Origin of the sequence: Parazoarcus communis, assembly GCF_003111645.1 — a bacterium.
In the GTDB taxonomy this organism is placed as follows: Bacteria; Pseudomonadota; Gammaproteobacteria; order Burkholderiales; family Rhodocyclaceae; genus Parazoarcus; species Parazoarcus communis_A.
The window spans coordinates 363,949-385,727 of the sequence record NZ_CP022187.1; the positions used below are offsets into that span (position 1 = coordinate 363,949).

General features: G+C 65.0%; 18 protein-coding genes. 2 read left to right on the forward strand and 16 right to left on the reverse strand.

What is annotated here, in order from left to right; all coding sequences use genetic code 11:
- Positions 1 to 72: 72 nt before the first annotated feature.
- The 3 genes from CEW83_RS01780 to CEW83_RS01790 form a co-directional block, all read right to left on the reverse strand.
- Entirely contained in the window at positions 73 to 1,188 is a 1,116-nt protein-coding gene (locus CEW83_RS01780) for a glutaredoxin family protein (RefSeq protein ID WP_420094088.1), read from the reverse strand.
- Positions 1,189 to 1,372: 184 nt separating this feature from the next.
- Entirely contained in the window at positions 1,373 to 2,359 is a 987-nt protein-coding gene (locus CEW83_RS01785) for an SLAC1 anion channel family protein (RefSeq protein ID WP_234418953.1), read from the reverse strand.
- Between the two features lie 80 nt (positions 2,360 to 2,439).
- Positions 2,440 to 3,084, reverse strand: a complete 645-nt coding sequence (locus CEW83_RS01790; RefSeq protein WP_108951127.1) for a peroxiredoxin — start codon at positions 3,082 to 3,084, stop codon at positions 2,440 to 2,442.
- A gap of 396 nt (positions 3,085 to 3,480) precedes the next feature.
- Here CEW83_RS01790 and CEW83_RS01795 point away from each other — a divergent pair, with 396 nt between their 5' ends.
- Both CEW83_RS01795 and CEW83_RS01800 read left to right on the forward strand, forming a co-directional pair.
- On the forward strand, positions 3,481 to 3,873 hold the full coding sequence (locus tag CEW83_RS01795) for a DUF6858 family protein (RefSeq protein ID WP_108947820.1): 393 nt from the start codon (positions 3,481 to 3,483) through the stop codon (positions 3,871 to 3,873).
- A gap of 11 nt (positions 3,874 to 3,884) precedes the next feature.
- Complete coding sequence (locus CEW83_RS01800; RefSeq protein WP_108947821.1) at positions 3,885 to 4,568, forward strand: MBL fold metallo-hydrolase; 684 nt, start codon at positions 3,885 to 3,887, stop codon at positions 4,566 to 4,568.
- 12 nt (positions 4,569 to 4,580) lie between these two features.
- Here CEW83_RS01800 and CEW83_RS01805 read toward each other — a convergent pair whose 3' ends face one another.
- The 13 genes from CEW83_RS01805 to CEW83_RS01865 all read right to left on the reverse strand — a co-directional run bounded on the left by CEW83_RS01805 (position 4,581) and on the right by CEW83_RS01865 (position 21,767).
- Positions 4,581 to 5,390, reverse strand: coding sequence for a ferredoxin--NADP reductase (locus CEW83_RS01805; protein WP_108951128.1), 810 nt, complete (start codon positions 5,388 to 5,390; stop codon positions 4,581 to 4,583).
- Positions 5,391 to 5,807: 417 nt separating this feature from the next.
- Positions 5,808 to 6,077: a hypothetical protein gene (locus CEW83_RS01810; protein WP_108947822.1), complete on the reverse strand. Its 270-nt coding sequence runs from the start codon at positions 6,075 to 6,077 to the stop codon at positions 5,808 to 5,810.
- A gap of 367 nt (positions 6,078 to 6,444) precedes the next feature.
- Entirely contained in the window at positions 6,445 to 7,806 is a 1,362-nt protein-coding gene (gene aceF, locus CEW83_RS01815; RefSeq protein WP_108947823.1) for a dihydrolipoyllysine-residue acetyltransferase, read from the reverse strand.
- A 27-nt stretch (positions 7,807 to 7,833) separates the two neighbouring features.
- Complete coding sequence (gene aceE, locus CEW83_RS01820; RefSeq protein WP_108947824.1) at positions 7,834 to 10,524, reverse strand: pyruvate dehydrogenase (acetyl-transferring), homodimeric type; 2,691 nt, start codon at positions 10,522 to 10,524, stop codon at positions 7,834 to 7,836.
- 294 nt (positions 10,525 to 10,818) lie between these two features.
- Positions 10,819 to 12,588 carry a dihydrolipoyl dehydrogenase gene (lpdA, locus tag CEW83_RS01825; RefSeq protein ID WP_108947825.1) on the reverse strand — a complete coding sequence of 590 codons (1,770 nt, stop codon included), beginning with the start codon at positions 12,586 to 12,588 and terminating at the stop codon, positions 10,819 to 10,821.
- 135 nt (positions 12,589 to 12,723) lie between these two features.
- A complete protein-coding gene (locus CEW83_RS01830) occupies positions 12,724 to 13,902 on the reverse strand; it encodes a cystathionine gamma-synthase family protein (protein WP_108947826.1) in 1,179 nt (392 codons plus the stop codon).
- Between the two features lie 46 nt (positions 13,903 to 13,948).
- Positions 13,949 to 14,941, reverse strand: coding sequence for a N(2)-acetyl-L-2,4-diaminobutanoate deacetylase DoeB (doeB, locus tag CEW83_RS01835; protein ID WP_108947827.1), 993 nt, complete (start codon positions 14,939 to 14,941; stop codon positions 13,949 to 13,951).
- A gap of 5 nt (positions 14,942 to 14,946) precedes the next feature.
- Positions 14,947 to 16,134, reverse strand: a complete 1,188-nt coding sequence (doeA, locus tag CEW83_RS01840; protein ID WP_108947828.1) for an ectoine hydrolase DoeA — start codon at positions 16,132 to 16,134, stop codon at positions 14,947 to 14,949.
- Between the two features lie 40 nt (positions 16,135 to 16,174).
- Positions 16,175 to 17,362, reverse strand: a complete 1,188-nt coding sequence (gene doeA / locus CEW83_RS01845; protein ID WP_108947829.1) for an ectoine hydrolase DoeA — start codon at positions 17,360 to 17,362, stop codon at positions 16,175 to 16,177.
- Positions 17,363 to 17,387: 25 nt separating this feature from the next.
- A complete protein-coding gene (locus tag CEW83_RS01850) occupies positions 17,388 to 18,377 on the reverse strand; it encodes a cyclodeaminase (RefSeq protein WP_108947830.1) in 990 nt (329 codons plus the stop codon).
- Positions 18,378 to 18,554: 177 nt separating this feature from the next.
- Complete coding sequence (locus CEW83_RS01855; protein ID WP_108947831.1) at positions 18,555 to 19,952, reverse strand: PLP-dependent aminotransferase family protein; 1,398 nt, start codon at positions 19,950 to 19,952, stop codon at positions 18,555 to 18,557.
- Between the two features lie 61 nt (positions 19,953 to 20,013).
- Positions 20,014 to 21,006: a hydroxyectoine utilization dehydratase EutB gene (eutB, locus tag CEW83_RS01860; protein WP_108947832.1), complete on the reverse strand. Its 993-nt coding sequence runs from the start codon at positions 21,004 to 21,006 to the stop codon at positions 20,014 to 20,016.
- On the reverse strand, positions 21,003 to 21,767 hold the full coding sequence (locus tag CEW83_RS01865; RefSeq protein WP_108947833.1) for an Asp/Glu racemase: 765 nt from the start codon (positions 21,765 to 21,767) through the stop codon (positions 21,003 to 21,005). The genes eutB and CEW83_RS01865 overlap by 4 nt, the downstream gene beginning before the upstream one ends.
- Positions 21,768 to 21,779: the final 12 nt, after the last annotated feature.

Genomic DNA, 21,779 nt, shown 5'->3' on the forward strand with positions numbered 1-21,779 from the left:
AACACCGCGAAGAAATACGGCGGCCTGCACAGACAGGTCGCCGTATTTACTTGTGTGGCGGTGGCGTCGGGCTCAGCTGAGCCATTCGGGTCTGAGCAGCATGATCAGGCCCAGGCCAAGCATGGCGATGCCGCTGAGCAGCTTGAGCGCCCGGCCACCCCTTTCGCCGAGTTTCGCACTGCCCAGCGCAATGACGGCCAGCGTGACCATCAGGGCATCGTCCGCGATGTAGCCGACGATGTAGAGCCCGAGATAGGCATAGTGTGCGAGGGGGCCGAGTTGCTGCTGGGTGAGGACTGCCGTGTACAGGGCAGGCAGACCGGCAGTGCACAGGAGCTCGACGAAGTTGACGATGACGGCCAGCACCGCAACGCCCACCAGCGAGGCGCCAAGACGCTCTGCCTTGAGGATGTCGCGGATCCGGGCATAAAGCCCGGGCTTCACCGAGTCGGGGATCGAAAGCGATATGCCGCGGCCCGCCGCGACAAAGTCCTTTACATTGATGATGCCGATCAGAATGGCCACGCAGGCAAGGGCGGCCCGAATCGCTGCCGACATGCCCACGAACAGAAATATGTTCAGCCACGCGGCCATGAACGCGTAGTACACCGCGCCGCTCACCAGCACGAAGGTGCCAGCGACCAGCGCCATGCGTCTGCGGCTCTTCAGACGCACCAGCAGCGACAGCAGGAACAGCAGCAACCACATTGCGCAGGGGTTGAAGCCGTCCAGCAGGCCCATGCTCAGCGTGAACAGGGGCAGGCCCAGCTCCGAGGCGCTCAGGGTGCCGAACTGCCGGGTCTCGATTGCGTCGTTTATCGGTCGGTCTCCGATCAGCGCGCGCAGTTCGGCGCCCATGTGCTCGGCATCGTCGAAGCCAACCAGAATGCGGTCTCCGATCACGAACATGGGCACACCCGGCGGCCAGATCCCGGCGCTGCGGCTCAGCTCAATCAGCGCGTCGCGCGCCGTTTCGTCGCGATCGACTTCGCGGAAGACGATGCGGAGATCAGGACGCTCGGCAGCCAGTTGCCTGAGGAAGTCCTTTGCAGCGGTGCAATGCGGGCAGCCCTCGCGTACAAAGACCGACAGCGCCGCAGGAGAGGCGTTTGTCTCCACGGTCTGATCGGCCACGCTGGCGGCGCTGGCAGAAACGGCAATGGCGGCCAGCACAAGAAGGAGCAGCACGTGTGCCATCCGGAAGAGCGCGTGCCACTGAAATACGCCGCGCCGCTTCAGGGACGTGGCGCGATTTTCGTGGGGCGCGGATGGGGCGGCTCGACTCGTCGATTGCATGGGGGGTTCACCTCCGGCCGCCCTCCAGCTTGCAGACACCTGCTGCGCTTCCCGCTGGCCCGGCGGCGGGCCGCATTTACTCGGGTACGCAGATCTGCTCCCGTTTCGCGGCGATCAGTGTTTTCCAGCTCAGCACGATCACCACCGCTGACAGCAAGGCGAGCAGGGCCCACCCAAGGCCGGCATAGAAAGCGAGGCCGCTGCGCACATGCATTTCGAAGGTGGCGATCGCCATCGCAGCCAGAGGGAAAGAGTAGGCCCAGGCCGAGATGAAGAAAGGCAGGCGCAGGAAGCGCAGGGCGTTGCTTGCCAGCAGCAGGGTGAGGAAGAGCGCAACGAAGTACAGCACGCGCGCCGCGCCATCGAGCGAATCGGTCAGCGCGAGGTAGGAGATGAAACCCACTGCCGGCGGTGCGATGAGGATGAACAGGGTGGGTGTGAGGCGTGCCGGAAGCGCTTCATGGAAGAACAGGCGATAGAGCACGATGGTCAGGAGCACCAGCCAGAACACCAGCCCGATGCTGAAGAAGAACCAGCTGATGTCGGGCGGTGCGTAGCGCACGCCGGCAATCGGCACCAGGATATTGCCCACCACCGGAATGAACCACGCGGGGTTGGCGTGCTTGATGTCGTAATGCGTATGGTGAATCCAGCTGCTCATCGCGGACAGCGTGAACAGCAGGTGGGCGATCACTCCCATGCCCCACATGTACCGCGCAACGCCGGGCGCAGTCGATGTCCAGGCGATCGACAGCAGGATGAGGCCGATGGATATGGCGGGAAAGAAGTTCAGCCGCACCGGGTGTGAGTGTTCGGCGGCGACGGCGTCCGGATGGCGGAGCAGCTTCATCGCGTACACGATGAGCAGAAAGACGTACAGACCGCTTGTGAGCAGGCGCAGCGATTCGCCGATCACCGCGGGGGCGCCGCCGACATGGGCGGCCTTGATCCAGGCAATGCTCAGTCCGGCCATCCCCATTACGGTGGAAAAAAGGGCAATCGGGAAGTGCTCAAGCCTTGATTCAGCGCCCGGATGTGGCTTGGCTGATGCAGAGGCGGTCACGGTTCAATACTCCGATTCAATGTTGACGTTCGACCCCCGGCCGGTTCGCACACGGGGGCATGCGAACCGGCTTTCAGGGCTTACAAGGACTTGGTCGAGTAGTACCAGTCGACCGTGTCGTAACCTTCGGAAGCCCGTTTGTTCGCCGCATCTGCAGTCTTTGGCGGCGGCACGATGACGGGTTTGCCCGGACACCAGTTCTCGGGTGTGGCAACACCGTTTGCATCGGAGGTCTGCAGTGCCTGCAGCAGGCGGACGAACTCGTCGATGCTGCGACCATTGCTCATCGGATAGTAGACCATTGCCCGCAGAATGCCATTGGGATCAATGAAGAAGGTCGCGCGCACGGCCTGCGTGTCGGCTGCGCCCGGATGCACCATGCCGTAGGCCCGGGCGACGTCCATCTTGATGTCTTCGATGATCGGGAAGGGGATCTCGACGCCGAATTTTTCCTTGATGTTGCGGGTCCATGCCAGGTGCGAGAACAGGCTGTCGATCGACAGGCCAAGCAGTTCGCAACCCATTTCGTCGAACTTCGGCGCGGCATTGGCGAAGCCGATGAATTCCGTCGTGCATACCGGAGTGAAGTCAGCCGGATGCGAGAACAGGATCAGCCACTTGCCACGGTAATCCTCCAGCTTGCGGTCGCCGTGCGTGGTCTTGGCTTTGAAGGCGGGCGCGGGGGCGTTCAGTTGCGGGAAGCTGGCTTGTTGTTCGTTTTCCATGATCATTCTCCTCTAGGGGCAATGCCGGCTGTCTCATCTTCCGTGCCGGCGCCTTGCGATGGCCAGGGCACACGCGATGTGCTGTGCCTCCGTCATTCCAACAGCAAGGCATGTGCCTGAATCCCCGAACCACGGCGGGGGTGCCAGAGCGCTTTGTTTCTGTGGGGAAATTCCTGAGACAGCTGACGCGCAACCCTTCGCGAGAACCGCCATCGCGCCTGATTTTCTGCCATTCGCTGCCGAAATGGCAGTGACAGCTTTCTGGTCTGTTTGCCCCTGGATTCTGCAAGTGTCTGTCGAAGAACATCTTTATCGATGACGAAGGATTGGCACGAGACTTGTTAGAAGCCTGTTGCCTGGCCGATTTACGCCGGTCTCTTTGACAGGAACCCAGCCATGAAGAACACGCTCCTCGCAGACAAATACCCCATCCACGTTCTGGAGCTCGAAAAGGCCGAAACGCCTCGCGCCCACCTCGATGAACTGTTGCGAGCCCTGAAAGCAAAGGCGGAGGCGGATCCGGGCGTCGCGATGATTGCGATCTTCGATCACTTCGCCCACACCACGGTGCAGGGAGGCGAGATCCGTTCGGACATCCTTGCTGCGAAGAACCTGATCTTCTGTTTTGGCCCCAGGTTGCCCGATCCGGCAATGATGGCGGTCCGGCCGCGCTCGATCGGTATCGCCGAACTGCCGGACCGCTTCGTCATCAGCTTCCTCGAAGCGCCGATGCCGGAAGCCAATCGCAAGATGACGGAGTGGGTCCTCGGTCTGCGCGGTGCAGCCTGAGCCAGACGACCATGATCGCGCACGGTGTTCCCGTGATCTTCAGGCCGGTCGAGGGGCACGCGACCGGCCAGATTGGCTATGTGCTGGGTGATTCCGCTGACGGAGTTGCTGTCGTTATCGACCCGCCTGCAGGCGAAACCGAACTGATCCTCGCGCTGCTCACCGAGAGCGGCCTGCGTCTGGTCATGGTGTTGCGCACCCATGTGCATGCGAACGACACCGGAAACTGTGCCGCCTTGTGCGAGCGAACCGGTGCTGTGCTGGTGAGCGGTGAAACCGCCCGGAATGGATCAGATGCGGTGCGTCGGGTGGGTCACGGCGATGTGCTGACATTCGGGGGGCAGGTCATACGTGTGCTTGCCACCCCGGGCCACACGCCGGATTGTGTCAGCTACCTGTGGCACGACCGGCTCATGTGTGGTGACACCTTCGACCTTGGCAGTTGTTCCGCTGAGGGTAGCGAGGCGAATCCGGCCGAGCTTTACGACAGCCTGACCCGACACATCTTCCCTTTGCCCGATCAGGTTCTGGTTTTTCCGGCCCACGCGATGAAGGCCCGCCGTGTTGCAATGCTGGCGGAACTGAGGGCGCGCCTGACGCCAGTGCTCGCCAGAGGGCGCGATGCCTTCATTACCGAAATGGCGTCGCGGCAGCGGAGCGGGTCGGCAGGGTCGGGATCGTCGCGCGCGTACTAGTGCAGTACGCCGCTACCAGTATTTCTCGAATGCCATCTGGCCGGGGGCGCCGCGACGGCTGGTGGCGAACCCGCGTGTGGCAAGCAATTGACGCAGCTCACGCGCCATCTCCGGGTTTCCGCACACCATCACGCGGCTGTCCTCCACCCGTATCGGTCGCTGCGCGTGCGCCTCGAGCCGACCGTCGGCAAGCAGGCGCGGAATGCGATCACTGAGTTCCGTGGCGTCGGCGTCCCGGGTCACAATGGGGATGTAGATGAGCGTTGCTCGCGCATCGGTACACAGGGCTTCGTCCGGCATCGCCGCGATCTCGTCACGATAGGTGAGTTCGTCGGCATGGCGCACGCTGTGAACGACGATCAGGCGCTCGAAGGCCTCCCACTGTGCCGGGTCGCGCAGGATTGAGATGAAGGGACCGAGCCCGGTCCCTGAGGCCAGCATCCACAGGTCGCGCCCCGGCGCGAGTTGCGGGGTGGTCAGGAAACCGAAGCAGGCCTTCTCGACGGCGATCTCGTCGCCGACTCGAAGCTGTGCCAGACGCGCCGAAAATTCGCCGCCGGGCACCAGCACCGCGACGAACTCCAGGTAGTCGTGATAATGGGCCGACACCAGCGAGTAGGGGCGCCAGACGAGGTTGTCCGCTGTGCCGAGTCCAAGCCGGGCATAGTGCCCGGGCGTGAAGCGGAAAGCGCGGTACCGGGTCGTGCGAAAAGACAGCAAGGTCGGCGTCCAGTAGTGAATCCACGTGACCCGCTCGTTTGTCCATTTGTCGGTTGCGTCTTGGCCCGTGGGTCTCGTTTCGGGCTCTGCGATGGTAATCATGTCGCGCCTCCTCACAATACCGCCCAGCGGCCCCTGTCGGGCGGCGCCGCTGCCGCGCCACCATGCCTCGCGCATCTGCGCTGGAACGAGGGTCGAGCCGGGTCTGACGATGCACACTCAAGGTGTGCATGGAATGTGGCTTTATGGTAAAGCGCTGCCGGGAATAAAGCAATATTTTACATGCAGCTTTAGGGGTGCAACGTCACCGGCCTTGAAGCCGTGTCGCTATCGATACGGATCGGGTGCGGCAGATTGCTGGCTTGTGCGGGTGCTCAGTGCCGATTCATCCGCAACGCGGATGCCGTGCAGCTGTGGCTGGTGTCAGGCGGCTTGCAGGGAAAGGTGGGAGAGAGACGAAAGGCGAGCAGGTGTTTGCTCGCCTGACTGTCGGTGCGGACCAACTGGGGTCACCCCGGACTATTTGCTCCTGGAAATCCCGAACAGGCCAAGAACGCCTTCGAACGCCTGCGCGCTGGCTTTGGGATCGTAGCGATCCAGCAGTTTTTGCTGACTGGCCCGGTTCTGAGGCGGCGTTGCATCGAGTATTGCCCTGCGCTCGAGCAAGATGGCCTGATGCATCTGCTCGGTGACGAATGCAAAAGCAATGGGCTGAAAAAGCCCGTCGCCACGCGGCAAATGAAACCGCGGATTGGCTGGAAGAATGTTTTCGTTTGTATGGCTCTTCATGGCGCCTTGATGTTGTTTGTCCCGTACAAGTTTTTATCCCTGCCGGATTCTAATTGCTTTGATGCAGGTCACGTTTCATGTAATTATAAATATTATGTATCCGCCATCCAAGTTCGCGTTGTGCGCCCGGGATGCTCATCGTATTCAAACAGACCCGTTCCGGCCTGTGCTGCCTCACAGCAGTCGCCTTGCCCCGATCTGCACTGACCACTTCTGTCGCGAGCGTGGGCCGTTTCATCGCCCCTTGCGCGCCCATTTGGCGCCTTAACGCATGCGAAGGGGGGATTCTGTCCTGACCACGACTGCACTGCGGCCCACCATGAACGTGGGCCGCAGTGCAGCAACGCGAGGCAGCTTCCCGGCGTACTCAGCCGTCCAGGCTGATACGCCGAAAATCGCCGAGTATGCGTTGCAGATGCACGAGGAAGCGCGCGGCGAGCACCCCGTCGACGACGCGGTGATCCCATGACAGGCACAGGGGCAGGATCAGGCGCGGCACGAACTGCTTGCCGTCCCAGACCGGTTTCGTCTGCGCACGCGTGACGCCGAGAATTGCGACTTCGGGGGCATTGATGATGGGCGTGAATCCGGTCCCGCCGATGCCGCCGAGGCTCGATACGGTGAAGCATCCGCCCGACATGTCTGCGGGGCCGAGCTTGCCGTCGCGTGCCTTCTTCGCAAGCGCGGCAGCCTCTGCCGCGATGTCGTGGAGGCCCTTGCGGTCGGCGTCGCGGATCACCGGCACGACGAGGCCGTTGGGCGTATCGGCCGCGAAGGCGATATGGAAGTAGCGCTTGTAGACGAGGTTCTCGCCGTCGAGGCTGGCATTGAACTCGGGGAATGCCTTCAGGGCCGAAACGCAGGCCTTGATCAGGAAGGCGAGCATGGTGAGCTTCTTGCCGCTTTTCTCGTTTTCCGAGTTGAGGGCGATGCGGAAGGCCTCGAGGTCGGTGATGTCGGCCTCGTCGAAGTTGGTTACGTGAGGGATGACGATGGCGTTGCGCGATAGGTTGGCGCCCGAGATCTTCTTGATGCGCGACAGCGGCATCGATTCCACGGGGCCGAACTTCGCGAAATCGACCTTGGGCCAGGGCAGCAGGTCGAGCCCACTGCCTGCGCTGGCTGCTGCCGGTGTCTTGCCCGGCACGATGCCGGACTGCATCGAGGCCTTGATGTGAGCGCTCACATCTTCCCGCGTGATCCGGCCGTTGCGCCCGCTGGGGCGCACTGTTGCGAGGTCGACGCCAAGCTCGCGCGCGTAGTGACGAATCGAGGGGCTGGCGTGTACCTTGCCGCCCGCCGGAAGGGCCGGCGCGGGCACGGCGGCTGGCGCTGATGACGAGACCGGCACGGCTGGCGCTGATGACGAGACCGGCACGGCTGGCGAGGACGGCGCGGACGGCGCTGCGACCACGGGCGCTGGCGCTGCGGGTGTGCTCGCCGGCGCTGTGGGGGCGTCCGTTTGCGCGGGCGCGGCGGCCGCGTCAGCGGAGGCGTCCATCGTGATCAGCAAGCTGCCTTTGGACAGGCGGTCGCCCACCTTTACCCGCACTTCGCGCACGATGCCGGTATGCGGAGACGGCACGTCCATCGTGGCCTTGTCCGACTCCAGGGTGACGATGGGTTCGTCGGCCCTGATCGAATCGCCAGCTTGCACCAGCACTTCGATCACCGGCACGTCGTTGTAGTCGCCGATGTCCGGGACAAATATTTCCAGGGCTTGGGTCATAACGGTTTCCTGATGTCGAATTGCGGCTTAGTAGCCGAGCGGGCTGGGTTTGTCGGCGTCGATGCCAAGGCGCTCGAGCAGCCCCTTCAGGCTGTCCGCGGGCAGGGCGCCTTCGGCGACCAGGCTCTGGATCGTGGCGAGGGCGATGTAGCGTGCATCGATTTCAAAGAAGTCGCGCAGGGCCACCCGGGTGTCCGAGCGACCGAAGCCGTCGGTGCCGAGCACGGTGTAGCGGCCAGGAACCCAGTTGCGAACCAGGTCGGCATAGCTGCGAACGAAGTCCGTGGCAGCCACCACCGGGCCACCACCGGCGAGCTGGGTCGTGACCCAGGGTTCGCGCGGCGTTGCCTCGGGGTGCAGCAGGTTCCAGCGGTCGCAGTCGATGCCGTCCTTGCGCAGTTCGCCAAAGCTGGTTGCACTCCACACGTCGGTGGCGATGCCGAATTCCTGCTCGAGGAGATCGGACGCAGCGATGACCTGACGCAGGATGCTGCCGCTGCCAATGAGCTGGGCACGCGGCCGGTCGTCGGCCGCGCTGCCGCGCAGGCGATAGAGGCCGCGACGGATGCCTTCTTCGGCACCGACCGGCATGGCCGGCTGGGGGTAGTTCTCGTTGTAAAGGGTGATGTAGTAGAAGCCGTTGTCGGCCTCGCTCATCATCTTGCGCACGCCGTCTTCGACGATCACCGCCACCTCGTAGCCGTAGGCCGGATCGTAGGCGCGGCAGGTCGGAATCGTCGCCGCGTAGATGTGGCTCTGGCCGTCCTCGTGCTGCAGGCCTTCGCCCGACAGCGTGGTGCGTCCGGCGGTGGCGCCGAGCAGGAAACCGCGCGCCTGCGAATCGGCTGCGTTCCAGATCAGGTCGGCGACGCGCTGGAAGCCGAACATCGAGTAGAAGATGTAGAACGGCAGCATCGGCTCGTTGCTGTGCGAGTAGGCCGTGCCGGCGGCGATCCAGGAGGCCATCGAGCCCGCCTCGGAGATGCCTTCCTCCAGGATCTGGCCCTTGACGTCCTCACGGTAGAACGCGAGCTGATCGCTGTCCTGCGGCGTGTACTGCTGCCCCCAGGGCGAGTAGATGCCGAACTGGCGGAACATGTCCTGCATGCCGAAGGTGCGGGCCTCGTCGGCGACCACCGGCACGATGCGCGGGCCGAGCTGGCTGTCGCGCATCAGCTTGTTGAGCAGGCGCACCAGCGTCATCGTGGTCGAGATTTCCCGCTCGCCCGAGTCGGTATGGAAGGGCACGTAGATATCGGGTTGTGACAGGGCGATCGGCTGCGCCTCCCGGCTGCGCGAAGGCACGTAGCCGCCGAGCGCAGCACGGCACGCTTGCAGATACTTCACCTCAGGGCTGTTCTCGCCCGGATGGAAGTAGCGCAGCTCGTCTAGATCCTGGTCGGACAGCGGCAGCCCGAAGCGCTCGCGGAAGCGTTCGAGGTCGGCGCGGGCGAGCTTCTTGGTCTGGTGCGAGGTATTGGCGCCCTGACCTGAGGCCCCCATGCCGTAGCCCTTGGTGGTCTGCGCAAGAATCACCGTCGGCTGGCCGCGATGGGCCACGGCCGCGGCGTAGGCAGCGTAGACCTTGCTGGGGTCGTGACCGCCGCGCTTGAGCGCGTCAATCTCGTGGTCGGACATGTTCGCGACCAGCGCTGCCAGCTCGGGATAGCGCGAGAAGAAATGCTCGCGGTTGTAGTGACCGTCCGTGGCGGAGAGCTTCTGGAACTCGCCATCCACGGCTTCGGCCATGCGCTTCAGAATCCAGCCCTCGCGGTCGCGGGCAAAGAGCACGTCCCAGTTGCTGCCCCACAGGCACTTGATCACGTTCCAGCCCGCGCCGGCAAACAGCGTCTCGAGTTCCTGCACCACGTTGCCGTTGCCGCGCACCGGGCCGTCGAGGCGCTGCAGGTTGCAGTTGACCACCAGCACCATGTTGTCGAGCTGCTCGCGTGCGGCCAGCGAAATGCCTGCCAGCGACTCGGGCTCGTCCATCTCGCCATCGCCGACGAAGGCCCACACCCTGCGATCGCTCGGCGCGGCAATGCCGCGGTGTTCCTGGTAGCGCTGGAAGCGCGCCTGGTATATCGCGCTGATCAGGCCGAGTCCCATCGAGCCGGTCGGGAACTGCCAGAAATCAGGCATCAGCGTCGGGTGCGGATAGGACGACAGGCCGCGGCCGATGCCGCCTGAGACTTCACGGCGGAAGTGTTCGAGGCGGTCCTCGGACAGGCGCCCTTCGAGGAAGGCGCGTGCATACACACCCGGTGAGGCGTGCGCCTGAAAATAGACCAGATCGCCCGGATGGGTGTCGGTGCGGCCGCGGAAGAAGTGGTTGAAGCCGACCTCGAAAAGATCCGCAATTGAAGCATAGGTCGCGATATGGCCGCCAAGCTCGGCATGCGCCTTGTTGGCGCGCGACACCATGGCCAGCGCATTCCAGCGGTGGATGGCCGTGATCCGGGCTTCCATGTCGATATCGCCGGGGTAGGGCGGCTGCGCATCCACGCCAATGGTGTTGCGGTACGGCGTGGTGTGCCGGGTGTGGAAGCGTCCGCCCGCGCGGCGGCCGGATTCGATCAGGCGATCAAGCAGGTATTCGGCGCGACCGAGTCCGTCGCGTTCGACCACTTCAGCGAGGCTGTCGAGCCAGTCCTGGGTCTCATCGGCATCGGCGTCGGGACCGAAGGTCTTGTTCGTGTGCGACGGGTGGTGTGACATGGGCGCGCTTCCTTTGGTGTTAACTCGGGCATCGCGATGCGGGGCTGGCCGTTTGCGCGATCGTTGATGAAATGCAGTTTAGGGGGGGTGGGATAGCCGGGCGAATGACCTAGGACACTGTGTTCAGTGTTCTTTGACGTGCGGTGGCAGTGGCTGTGGAGTGTCCCGGTACAGCGTGCCGGGATCGGCGTGGCGCAGCGCGTGCTGCGCCTGGGCCTTGCCCGGAAGGTCGCGTGTGCGCCTGTAAGGAAAAGGGGCGCCGCGGCGCCCCCTTCGGGATGACTGCCTGCAGCCTTACTTCTTGCGCATTGGCGGCAGGTCGGTACAGCTGCCGTGGGCCACTTCCGCTGCCATGCCTATCGTCTCGCCCAAGGTCGGGTGCGGGTGGATGGTCTTGCCGATATCGACGGCGTCCGCGCCCATCTCGATGGCCAGGCAGACTTCACCGATCATGTCGCCGGCCGAGGGGCCGACGATGGTGCCGCCGATCACACGGTGCGTGTCGGCATCGAAGATCAGCTTGGTGAAGCCGTAGTCGGCGCCGTTTGCGATCGCCCGTCCCGAGGCCGCCCACGGGAATCTGGCGGTCTCGACCTTCCTGCCCTCGGCCTTGGCCTGAGCTTCGGTGTAGCCGACCCAGGCCACTTCCGGGTGGGTGTAGGCCACGCCCGGGATCACCGCCGCATCGAATGACGATTTCTCGCCCGCGGCCACTTCGGCGGCCACGTGTGCCTCGTGCACCGCCTTGTGGGCGAGCATCGGCTGTCCGACGATATCGCCGATGGCGAAGATGTGCGGCACGTTGGTGCGCATCTGTGCATCGACCGGAATGAAACCGCGTTCGCCGACGATCACTCCCGCCTTGTCGGCACTGATCCTGTTGCCGTTGGGCGCTCGCCCGGCCGACTGCAGGATCATGTCGTAGCGCTGTGGGCCCTGCGGTGCGTTGTCACCCTCGAAGCTCACGTACAGGCCATCCTCCCTGGCCTCGACCGCGACCGTCCGGGTCTTGAGCATGACCGCGTCGAAGCGCTGGGCGTTCTGCTTCTCCCACACCTTGGCCGCGTCACGGTCCGGCCCCTGCATCAGGCCGTCGAGCATCTCGACCACGTCGATCCGGGCGCCGAGCGAAGAATAGACCGTCGCCATCTCGAGCCCGATGATGCCGCCGCCGATGACCAGCATCTTCTTCGGCACGAAGCGCAGTTCGAGCGCACCGGTCGAGTCGACGATGCGCGGATCCTCCGGAATGAAGGGCAGGTGCACTGCCGACGAACCGGCTGCGATGATGCACTGCCTGAAGCGGATGACCTTCTTCTCGCCGGTTTTCTCCTGACCGTCGCCGGTGGTGAGTTCCACTTCCACGTGGTTGGGGTCGAGGAAGTGGCCGTAGCCGCGCACGGTATCGACCTTGCGGGCCTTGGCCATGCCCGCGAGGCCGCCGGTGAGCTTGCCGATCACGCTGTCCTTGTGTTTTCGAAGCGCATCCACATCGACCACGGGCCTGGCGAAGCTGACCCCCGTGCTGCCCAGATGCCCGGCCTCGTCCATCACCTCGGCGACATGCAGCAAGGCCTTGGATGGGATGCAGCCGACGTTCAGGCACACGCCGCCGAGCGTCGCGTAGCGTTCCACGATCACCGTCCTGAGGCCGAGGTCGGCGGCGCGGAAGGCACCCGAGTAGCCGCCGGGGCCGGCGCCGAGCACCAGCATGTCGCACTCGATGTCGGCGGCGCCAGCATGGCTTGCCGCTGCCGGTGTGGCCGGTGCCGCTGTGTCTGGCGCTGCCGCCGCGGCGGACGCAGCCTCAGTTGCAGTCGCGGCAGCTGCCTCGACCGTGATCAGCACGCTGCCTTCGGCCACCTTGTCTCCGACGGCGACCCTGACTTCCCTGACCACGCCGGTCGCGCTCGAGGGCACGTCCATGGTCGCCTTGTCGGATTCCAGCGTGCAGATGGCGTCATCGACATTGATGCTGTCGCCGGTCTTCACGAACAACTCGATTACCGGCACGGCATCGTAGTCGCCGATGTCGGGCACTTTCACTTCAACTGTCTGACTCATTGCAAGATCTCCATGCGGACGAACGGGCGCCGCCCGGCGTGTGGGGGAGGTTGGAAGCGCCCGCGGCGCCCGCCTGCCTTGGGGGCAGTGGGCGCCGCGGGGCTCGAAGCGATTGGGAACGCTGTGGCGTGCGCCTCAGATCTTCGCCAGCGCCTGCTCGAGGTCGGCCAGCAGGTCCTCGCTGTTCTCGATACCGGCCGAGTAGCGGATGAGGCTCTCGGGGATCCCGGCGTTGGCACGTTCCTGCTCGGTCAGCTCGACGTGGCTGGTGGTGCGCGGCGGGCCGACGAGCGTGCCGACCGAACCCAGGCTGGCGGCCTTGTGCGCGTACTTGAGGTTCTCCAGCAGGGTCACCACGTTCTCGAAGCCGCCCTTCAGGGAGAAGCTCAGCATGCCGCCGAAGCCGCGCATCTGCTTCTTGGCGATGTCGTGGTTGAGGTGCGTTTCCAGACCCGGGTAGAAGACCTGATCGACCTTCGGGTGCTGCGACAGGAAGGTGGCGACCTTCATCGCGTTTTCATTGTGGCGCGCGATGCGCAGTTCCAGCGTCTTCATGCCGCGCAGGATCATGTACGCCGACTGCGGGTGCAGGGTGGCGCCGGTGATCTCGCGATAATGGAAGATCTGGTCGATCAGTTCCTTCTTGCCCACGGCCAGTCCGCCCATGACGTCGGAGTGGCCGTTGAGGTACTTGGTGGCGCTGTAGACGACGATGTCGGCACCCAGGCCGATCGGGCGCTGGTTGATCGGGGTGGCGAAGGTGTTGTCGACGACGACGATGGCACCGTGTTCGTGCGCCATCTTCGCCAGGCGCTCGATGTCGACGATCTTCAGCGTCGGGTTGGTCGGCGTCTCGAGGTAGAGCACCTTGCAGCCCTTCTTCACTTCGCGTTCGATGGCCTCGAAATCGCTGGTGTCGACCAGGCATACGTCGACCTTGAGGCGGGGCAGGAACTTGATGAAGATCTTGTTCGAACCGCCGTAGGTGTCCTTGATCGCGACCACGCGATCACCCGGCGCGAGCAGCGCGAACAGGGTGTTGCTGATCGCGGCCATGCCGGTGGAGAAGCTGGTGGCTTCCTCGCCGCCGTCCATGATGCGGATCTTCTCTTCGAGCGGACGCACCGTGGGGTTGGTGTTGCGCGAGTAGATGTGACCCTTCTTCTTGCCCATGCCGACCTGGTGCCATTCGTCCATGTCGTCATAGCCGAAGGTGACCGAGTTATAGACCGGCAGGCAGATGGCGCCCTCGGCGAAAAGGTGTTCTTCGCCAGCCCATACCGAGCCAGTACCTGCATTCTTGAATTCGTTCATGTTTCTTTCTCCTTGGGGGTGTGTTTCGGGTGCAGTTGCGGATGGGTCAGGCAACGATTTCGGCGACCACCGCGAGTGTGTCGCCGCGGGTGATCAGCCCGGGGAAGTGGCGTGCGGCAAGGATGCCGCTGCGGCGCGCGCGGTACTCGACAGGGGGTTCGCCGGTGCGGGTCACGTCATGCACACGCGCGACCACTTCGTCCTGTTCGATGCGGTCGCCGAGGTCGCGGCACATCTCGAGCAGGCCGTCGTGCAGACTGGTCACGTAGCAGTCGCCGTCGGGCATGTCGAGGGTGATGGTGTCGCGATGCTCGACGCGGCCTGCGCAGATGCCGGCGTGAATCAGGAACTGGCGCACGCCGCGGTCGGCGACGGCGGTGCTCCTGGCCGTCGCGCTGCCGCCGCCGCCGAGTTCGGTCGAGACGAAGACCTTGCCGGCGGATTCCGCTGCGGTGTCGAACATGCCGACGCTGTCGAGTTCGAGCAGGCGCATCGAGTAGGGCGCATTGAAGGCCTGCATTGCGGTCTCGCAGCGCGCCTGCTGGCCCTTGTCGTCGAGTACGTGGATGGCGGCGAAGGGCAGGAAATCCAGCGTCTTGCCGCCGGAGTGGATGTCCAGTACGTAGTCGGCGAGCGGCAGCAGATGGCGCTGCACGTAGTCGGCGATCTTCTCGGTGACCGTGCCGTCCGGCCTGCCCGGAAAGCTGCGGTTGAGGTTGCCGCGGTCGATCGGCGACGTACGCGTGCCGGCGCGGAAGGCCGGATAGTTCATGTAGGGAACGATGATCACGCGGCCACGCACGTCGTCGGCAGAGAGCGTCGCCGCGAGCTTGGTGAGTGCGATCGGGCCTTCGTATTCGTCGCCATGGTTGCCGCCGGTCAGGAGCGCAGTGGGACCGTCGCCATTGCGGACCACCGTGACCGGAATCATTACCGCGCCCCATGCGGCGTCGTCGCGCGAATAGGGCAGCTTCAGGAAGCCGTGCTGCACGCCGTCGCGCTCGAAGTCGACCGAGGCACTGATCGGGGAGGGTTTCATTGCGCTCATTCCTTGATGAAGAGTTTGCGCGGCGTGTTGCACAGGGTCTCGACGCCGGTTTCGGTGATGAGGATGCTTTCGGTGATCTCGAGGCCCCAGTCGTCTTCCCAGATGCCGGGCATGAAGTGGAAGGTCATGCCGGGGCGCAGTTCGGTACGGTCGCCGGGTCTGAGGCTCATCGTGCGCTCGCCCCAGTCGGGCGGGTAGCTCGCGCCGATCGGGTAGCCGCAGCGGCTGTTCTTCTCGATGCCGTAGCTTTGCAGCACCTTGAAGAAGGCGTTGGCGATGTGCTCGCAGGTGTTGCCGGGGCGGGCGGCATCGAGGCCGGCGTGGATGCCTTCGACCACGGCCTTTTCTGCTTCGATGAAGTGCTTGGGCGGGCGGCCGAGAAAGACGGTGCGCGACTGCGGGCAGTGGTAGCGGCGGTAGCAGCCGGCGATCTCGAAGAAGGTGCCGGCGCCCGAGCGCATCGGGCTGTCGTCCCAGGTCAGGTGCGGTGCGGCGGCGTCGGCCCCGGTGGGCAGCAGCGGCACGATGGCCGGATAGTCGCCGCCGTGGCCGTCAGCGCCTTCGATGCCGGCGGCGTAGATGCGGGCGACAAGCTCGTTCTTGCGCATGCCGGGCTCGATGGTGTCGACGATGGTCTGGTGCATGCGCTCGACGATCTTCGCGGCGATGCGCATGTACTCGATCTCGCGCGGCGACTTCACGGCGCGCTGCCAGTTCACCAGTGCGGTGGCGTCGACAAGGCTGGCCTGCGGCAGGTTCTTCGCCAGCGACAGGTAGGCGGCGGCGGAGAAGTAGTAGTTGTCGAGCTCGACCCCGATGCGCTTGCCGGCCCAGCCGCGTGCGGCGATGAGCTCGCTGGCGAGGTAGTCCATCGGGTGGCGTTCGGTCGACTGCACGTACTGGTCGGGGTAGCGCACGATGTCTGCGGCCGACATATAGACGGTGCGGTCGGCGCCGTTACCGTCCATGCCGCGGCCGAACCACACCGGGTCGCCCTCAGGGCCGACGATCACGCACTGGTGCACATAGAAGGACCAGCCGTCGTAACCGGTGAGCCAGTACATGTTGGTCGGGTCGGTGACGATCAGCACCTCGATGCCGCGTGCCTCCATCGCGGCGCGGGTCTTGGCGAGACGGGCCGTGTATTCGGCACGCTCAAACGGCAGGTTTACGTCTTGCGGCATGGGTTTCTCCTTTTCCTGGTCGCAGCGGGGTCTCCCGCGCTCATTCCTTGATGAAGAGTTTGCGTGGCGTGTTGCACAGGGTCTCGACGCCGGTTTCGGTGATGAGGATGCTTTCGGTGATCTCGAGGCCCCAGTCGTCCTCCCAGATGCCGGGCATGAAGTGGAAGGTCATGCCGGGGCGCAGTTCGGTACGGTCGCCGGGTCTGAGGCTCATGGTGCGCTCGCCCCAGTCGGGCGGGTAGCTCGCGCCGATCGGGTAGCCGCAGCGGCTGTTCTTCTCGATGCCGTAGCTCTGCAGCACCTTGAAGAAGGCGTTGGCGATGTGTTCGCAGGTGTTGCCCGGGCGGGCAGCGTCGAGGCCGGCGTGGATGCCTTCGACCACGGCTTTCTCGGCCTCGATGAAGTGCTTGGGCGGGCGGCCGAGAAAGACGGTGCGCGACTGCGGGCAGTGGTAGCGGCGGTAGCAGCCGGCGATTTCGAAGAAGGTGCCGGCGCCGCTGAGCATGGGGCTGTCGTCCCAGGTCAGGTGGGGCGCTGCGGCGTCGGCCCCGGTGGGCAGCAGCGGCACGATGGCCGGGTAGTCGCCGCCGTGGCCGTCGGCGCCTTCGATGCCAGCCGAATAGATGCGGGCGACGAGCTCGTTCTTGCGCATGCCGGGCTCGATGGTGTCGACGATGGTCTGGTGCATGCGCTCGACGATGCGTGCGGCGATGCGCATGTACTCGATCTCGCGCGGCGACTTCACGGCGCGCTGCCAGTTCACGAGCGCGGTGGCGTCGACAAGGCTGGCCTGCGGCAGGTGCTTCTCCAAGGACAGGTAGGCGGCAGCGGAGAAGTAATAGTTGTCGAGCTCGACCCCGATGCGCTTGCCGGCCCAGCCGCGTGCGGCGATGAGCTCGCTGGCGAGGTAGTCCATCGGGTGGCGCTCGGGTGACTGCACGTAGTGGTCCGGGTAGCCGACGATGTTGGCTTCGGCGATCCAGGCGGTGCGGCGTGCGCCGTTGGCATCCTGCCCGCGACCGAACCACACCGGCTCGCCCTCGGGGCCGACGATGACGCACTGGTGCACATAGAAGGACCAGCCGTCGTAACCGGTGAGCCAGTTCATGTTGGTCGGGTCGGTGACGATCAGCACCTCGATGCCGCGTGCGTCCATCGCTGCACGGGTTCTGGCGAGACGGCTGGCGTACTCGGTGCGTTCGAAAGGCAGGTTGATGTGGTCGGGCATGGGCGCTCTCCGGTCTGGCGCGGTATCAGGATTCGAATGCGGTGCCATACCCGCCGGCGACGGCCCGCGAGAAGGCCATGGTCGCAATGGCGGTGTCCTGGGCGCCGGTGCCGGTGAGGTCGCAGATCGTCACTTCGTCGCGGTGCGTGCGGCCCGGTCGCTGGCCGGCGATGATCTGGCCCAGTTCGGGAAAGTCGGTATCGGCGGCAAGCAGTCCGGCGTCGATTGCGTGGTGAAGTTCGCCGAGCACGCGCACCTGACTCAGGCGGTCGCAGACGTAGCGTGCGGCAGCCAGCGCGGCCGGGGCGATCTCGTTCTTGTGCTCTGCATCAGATCCCATTGCCGTGATGTGCAGGCCGGAATGCAGGTGGTGCGCCTCAATCAGCGGTGCATGGCTGGGGGTGGTCGTGACGGCGATGTCGGCGCCGTCGAGCGCGGCGGCGATGTCTGCGCAGGCGCTCACATGCAGGCCGAGTGCGCGGCTCATCTCATCTGCGAAGCGCCGTGCCGCTTCGATGCGCGGGGCCCACACCGTGGCCGACTCGATCCCGCGTACCAGCGTCAGTGCCTTGAGCTGCAGACGCGCCTGTTCGCCGGCGCCGATCACGGCGACGCGACTTGCATCCTCGCGGGCAAGCCAGCGTGCCGCCACCGCGCCGGCAGCGGCCGTGCGCACCGCCGTAAGGTAGCCGTTGTCCAGCAGCAAGGCCTCGGGCACGCCAGTGCGGGCGGAGAGCAGCACCATCATGCCGTTCAGGCTTGGCAGACCCAGGCTGGGATTGTCGAAGAAGCCCGGGCTTACCTTGATCGCAAAGCTGTCGATCCCTGGCAGGTAGGCCGTCTTGACGTCGACTTCGCCGTTGTGTTCCTTGATGTCGAGCCGCAGGATCGCCGGCATGACGACTTTCTCGGTGGCGAGCAGGCGGAACGCGTGTTCGACGCAGTCTATTGTGCTTGCGTCGAGCGTGACGCAGGCGCGCAGATCGGATTCGCTCAACAGGATGACTTTCGACATGAAGCCCTCTTCGGTCCGGAACGCCCCACGCAGATGCGTCGGGGATTGCGGATCAGTGTAGGAGGGCGGGTCAGGTGTTCTGCTTGTCCTAGTGCAATGACTGCCGTTTTTGCGGAATTGCCGCAGCAATGTTCAGCGGCGGCCTCGGTGCGATGGCCGCCGCGGTGCGGCGGTCGTTCACAGGTAGTGGTGCACCTGGGGATACTGGCGGAAGACGTTGGCGATCGTCGCCAGCGCGCCATTGATGCGGACATCGCTGCCATCTGCCCCGAGGCAGATCCGGATGGCGCTTGGGCGCGGCGTGCCGGGTGTCAGGAAGGGGTCGGGCGCCGTGACTGCGACCAGGCGATGGCGCAGCTGTTCGACCAGGCTGTCGAGTTGCCAGTGCTTCGGCACGCCGACCCATGCGGACAGCGCCGACGGATGGTTCGATAGCGTGAATTCGCCCAGGTGCTCCTCGACGCTACGGTGCCGCATTGCCAGGCGCTCGCGTTGCAGTTCGACCAGCCGGATGGCGGTGCCGTCGGCGATCCAGCGCGTTGCGACTTCGGCGAGCAGCGGGGTCGCCATCCAGCTATTGACGCGCAGGATGCTCTCGACCCGCAGTGCGAGTCGCCGCGGCATGCTGAGGTAGCCTGTGCGCAAGCCGGTCAGCACCGACTTGGTGAAGCTCGTCAGATAGAAACCGAGTTCGGGAAGATGACTGGTGATGGGGGGCGGACGCTGCGCGAGCAATGCTCCGAACACATCGTCCTCGATCACGTACACGCCGTAGCGTTCCGCAATTCGGGAAATTGCGCGCCGACGCGAATCCGGCATCACCGCGCCGGTAGGATTGTTCAGATTCGGGGTGCACACCAGCGCGGTGATCCGCTCATTTGCACACATGTCTTCGAAGTGGTCGGGCTGGATGCCGTATTCATCGGAATCCAGCCCCTTGAGTGTGAAGCCGAGCACCTGGGCGGAGCCGATCACGCCATGGTCGGTGAGGCTGTCGGTCAGGACCACGTCGCCGGGGTTGACCAGCGAGGCGAGGGCGAGGAATTGCGCATGCGAGGCACCGTTGGTGATCAGCAGGGTCTCGATCGAAGCCGTCATGCCCAGACCCGCAAGCCACTCCACTCCTGCCGCGCGGTGGTGCTCGAAGCCGGCAATCGGCCGGCACGCGCGCATCCACGGCTGGTCCGCCTGCGCGGCCAGGGCGCCACAGGCGCTGCGCCATGCCTCATCATGCGCATCGGTATAGACCAGGCGCGCGATGGAAAAATCGATCAGCGAACGTTCTGCTCGATCGAGCATGTAACTTGCGACCTTTTCGGTGACGCGCTTTGCCACGAAGCTGCCGCGCCCGACCTCGCAGCGGATCGCCCCATGCTGCTCGAGTTCCTTGTACGCATTGGTGACGGTCTGCACGCTGATGCCCAGCTTGTGCCCGACTTCGCGCTGCGGTGGCAGGCGGGTGCCCTCGGCAAGCGTGCCGTCGTCGATGTCGGCGGCAATCGCCTGGACGAGGATCTTGTATTTCGATTCTCCGCCGCGTGCTGCGTCCAGTGCCTTTCGCCAATGTTCCATCATGGGGTGCTCCTGGCTCTATGCCCGCGCCCGATGTCGGTTTCGGGGCAGGAGGGTTGCGGACTCAGGGCTGCGTGGCGCACTCCTCGACCTGTTCGCAGACGAGGCGACGATGCAGCGCCATGTCGATGTTTGCGCCGCTGGCGAGAACGACCGTCGTGCCGGGCGCCCGCACTCGACCAGAGAGCAGTGCGGCAATGCCGACCGCGCCACTGCCTTCCAGAATGAGCTGTTCTTCGCGATAGGCGTGCCTGATGGCCTGCGCGATGTCTTCCTCCGAGACTAGCATCGTTTCGTCGACCAGTTCGCGGGCCATGCCGAAGGTGTAGCGATTGTCGAGACCGATACCGCCGCCGAGCGAGTCGGCAAGCGTTTCCAGTTCTTCGACCTGCACCGGGTGGCCGGCGGCGAGGCTGGCGTGCATCGCGCACCCGCGCTCCATGGTGATGCCGATGACGCGGATGTCGCGCGAGGCACTCTTCATTGCGAGCGCGACACCGGCGAGCAGGCCGCCACCCGACAGTGGCACCAGCACGGTGTCGACAGCGGGAAGGTCGTCGAGAATCTCCAGTCCGACCGTGCCCTGGCCAGCGATCACGTCGCGGTGATCGAATGGTGGAAGCAGGGTGAGTCCCTCGGTTCGGACGAGCCGGGCAACCTCGTGCTCGGCTTCGTCCTGGCTTGCGCCGACGATATGGACTTCGGCGCCGAGCGCGCGGATCGCGTCGACCTTGTTCGACGGCACCAGGCGCGACATGCAGATCACTGCGCGCACGCCAGCCTGTTTTGCCGCATGGGCGAGTGCACGGCCGTGGTTGCCCGTGGATACGCCGATCACGCCGCGCGCGCGCGCGGCATCGTCGAGTGCGAGCAGGGCATTGGTTGCGCCGCGCAGTTTGAAACTGCCGGTGATCTGGTGACATTCGAGTTTGAGGTGCACCGGGGTGCCGATGTGGCCCGACAGGCTCGCGGAGGCGACGAGCGGGGTATGCAGCACGCGGCCACGGATGCGGTGGCGGGCGCGGTAGAGGTCGATCAGACGGATGTCCCAGTTCATTGCGGCGTGTGCTCCTGAAGGGTATCGAACAGCTGGCCGGGCGCGGTCGGCGCGGTGAGACCGACGAGATCCAGCGCATGCCAGACGATGGCCTGGTTGCTGGTGACCACCGGGCGGCCGAGCGCCTTCTCGAGCGCCTCCACCGCGAGACTCGCGCGCAGCGCCGTGCACGAGATGAACAGCGCGTCGGCATCGGGTGCCATTGCACGAAGACCCGCCTCGACGATCGTTTCCGGCGGGATCGCAGTCATCGCGTAATCATCGTCCATGTCGAGGCCGGACACGTTCAGCACCTCCAGGCCGCGGCTTGCGTAGTATTCGCCGAGCGCGCGGTTCACGTCCGCGCGGTAGGGTGTCAGGATCGATACCCGGCGCGCGCCGAGCCGTTTCAGGGCGGCGAGGCTGGCGGTGACCGGCGTAGTCTGGTAGTGCGACGGCTTGGAGCGGGCGATCAGCGCCAGCGTCTCGGCCTCGCCCAGCGCGAGCGTGCCCGAGGTGCAGCCGTAGACGACGACGTCGAGCGTCAGACCCGGCAGCAGATCGCGCCCGGCGCGCGGCAGGTCGTCGGCGACGCTGCGCAGGGTCTCCAGCGTCATCGGGTTGGCGTGCCTGACACGGTTGCAGTACAGCCCGATATCGGCCGGCAGCATACGGCGCAGGTCCGCTTCGCTGTTGAGATCGGTGGCCAGACCGAGCAGGCCGATGCGGGCGCGGTCCGATGCGGGCGTGAGTGTGGCGGTAATGAGCGTATCGATGCGCAAGGCAATCTCCGG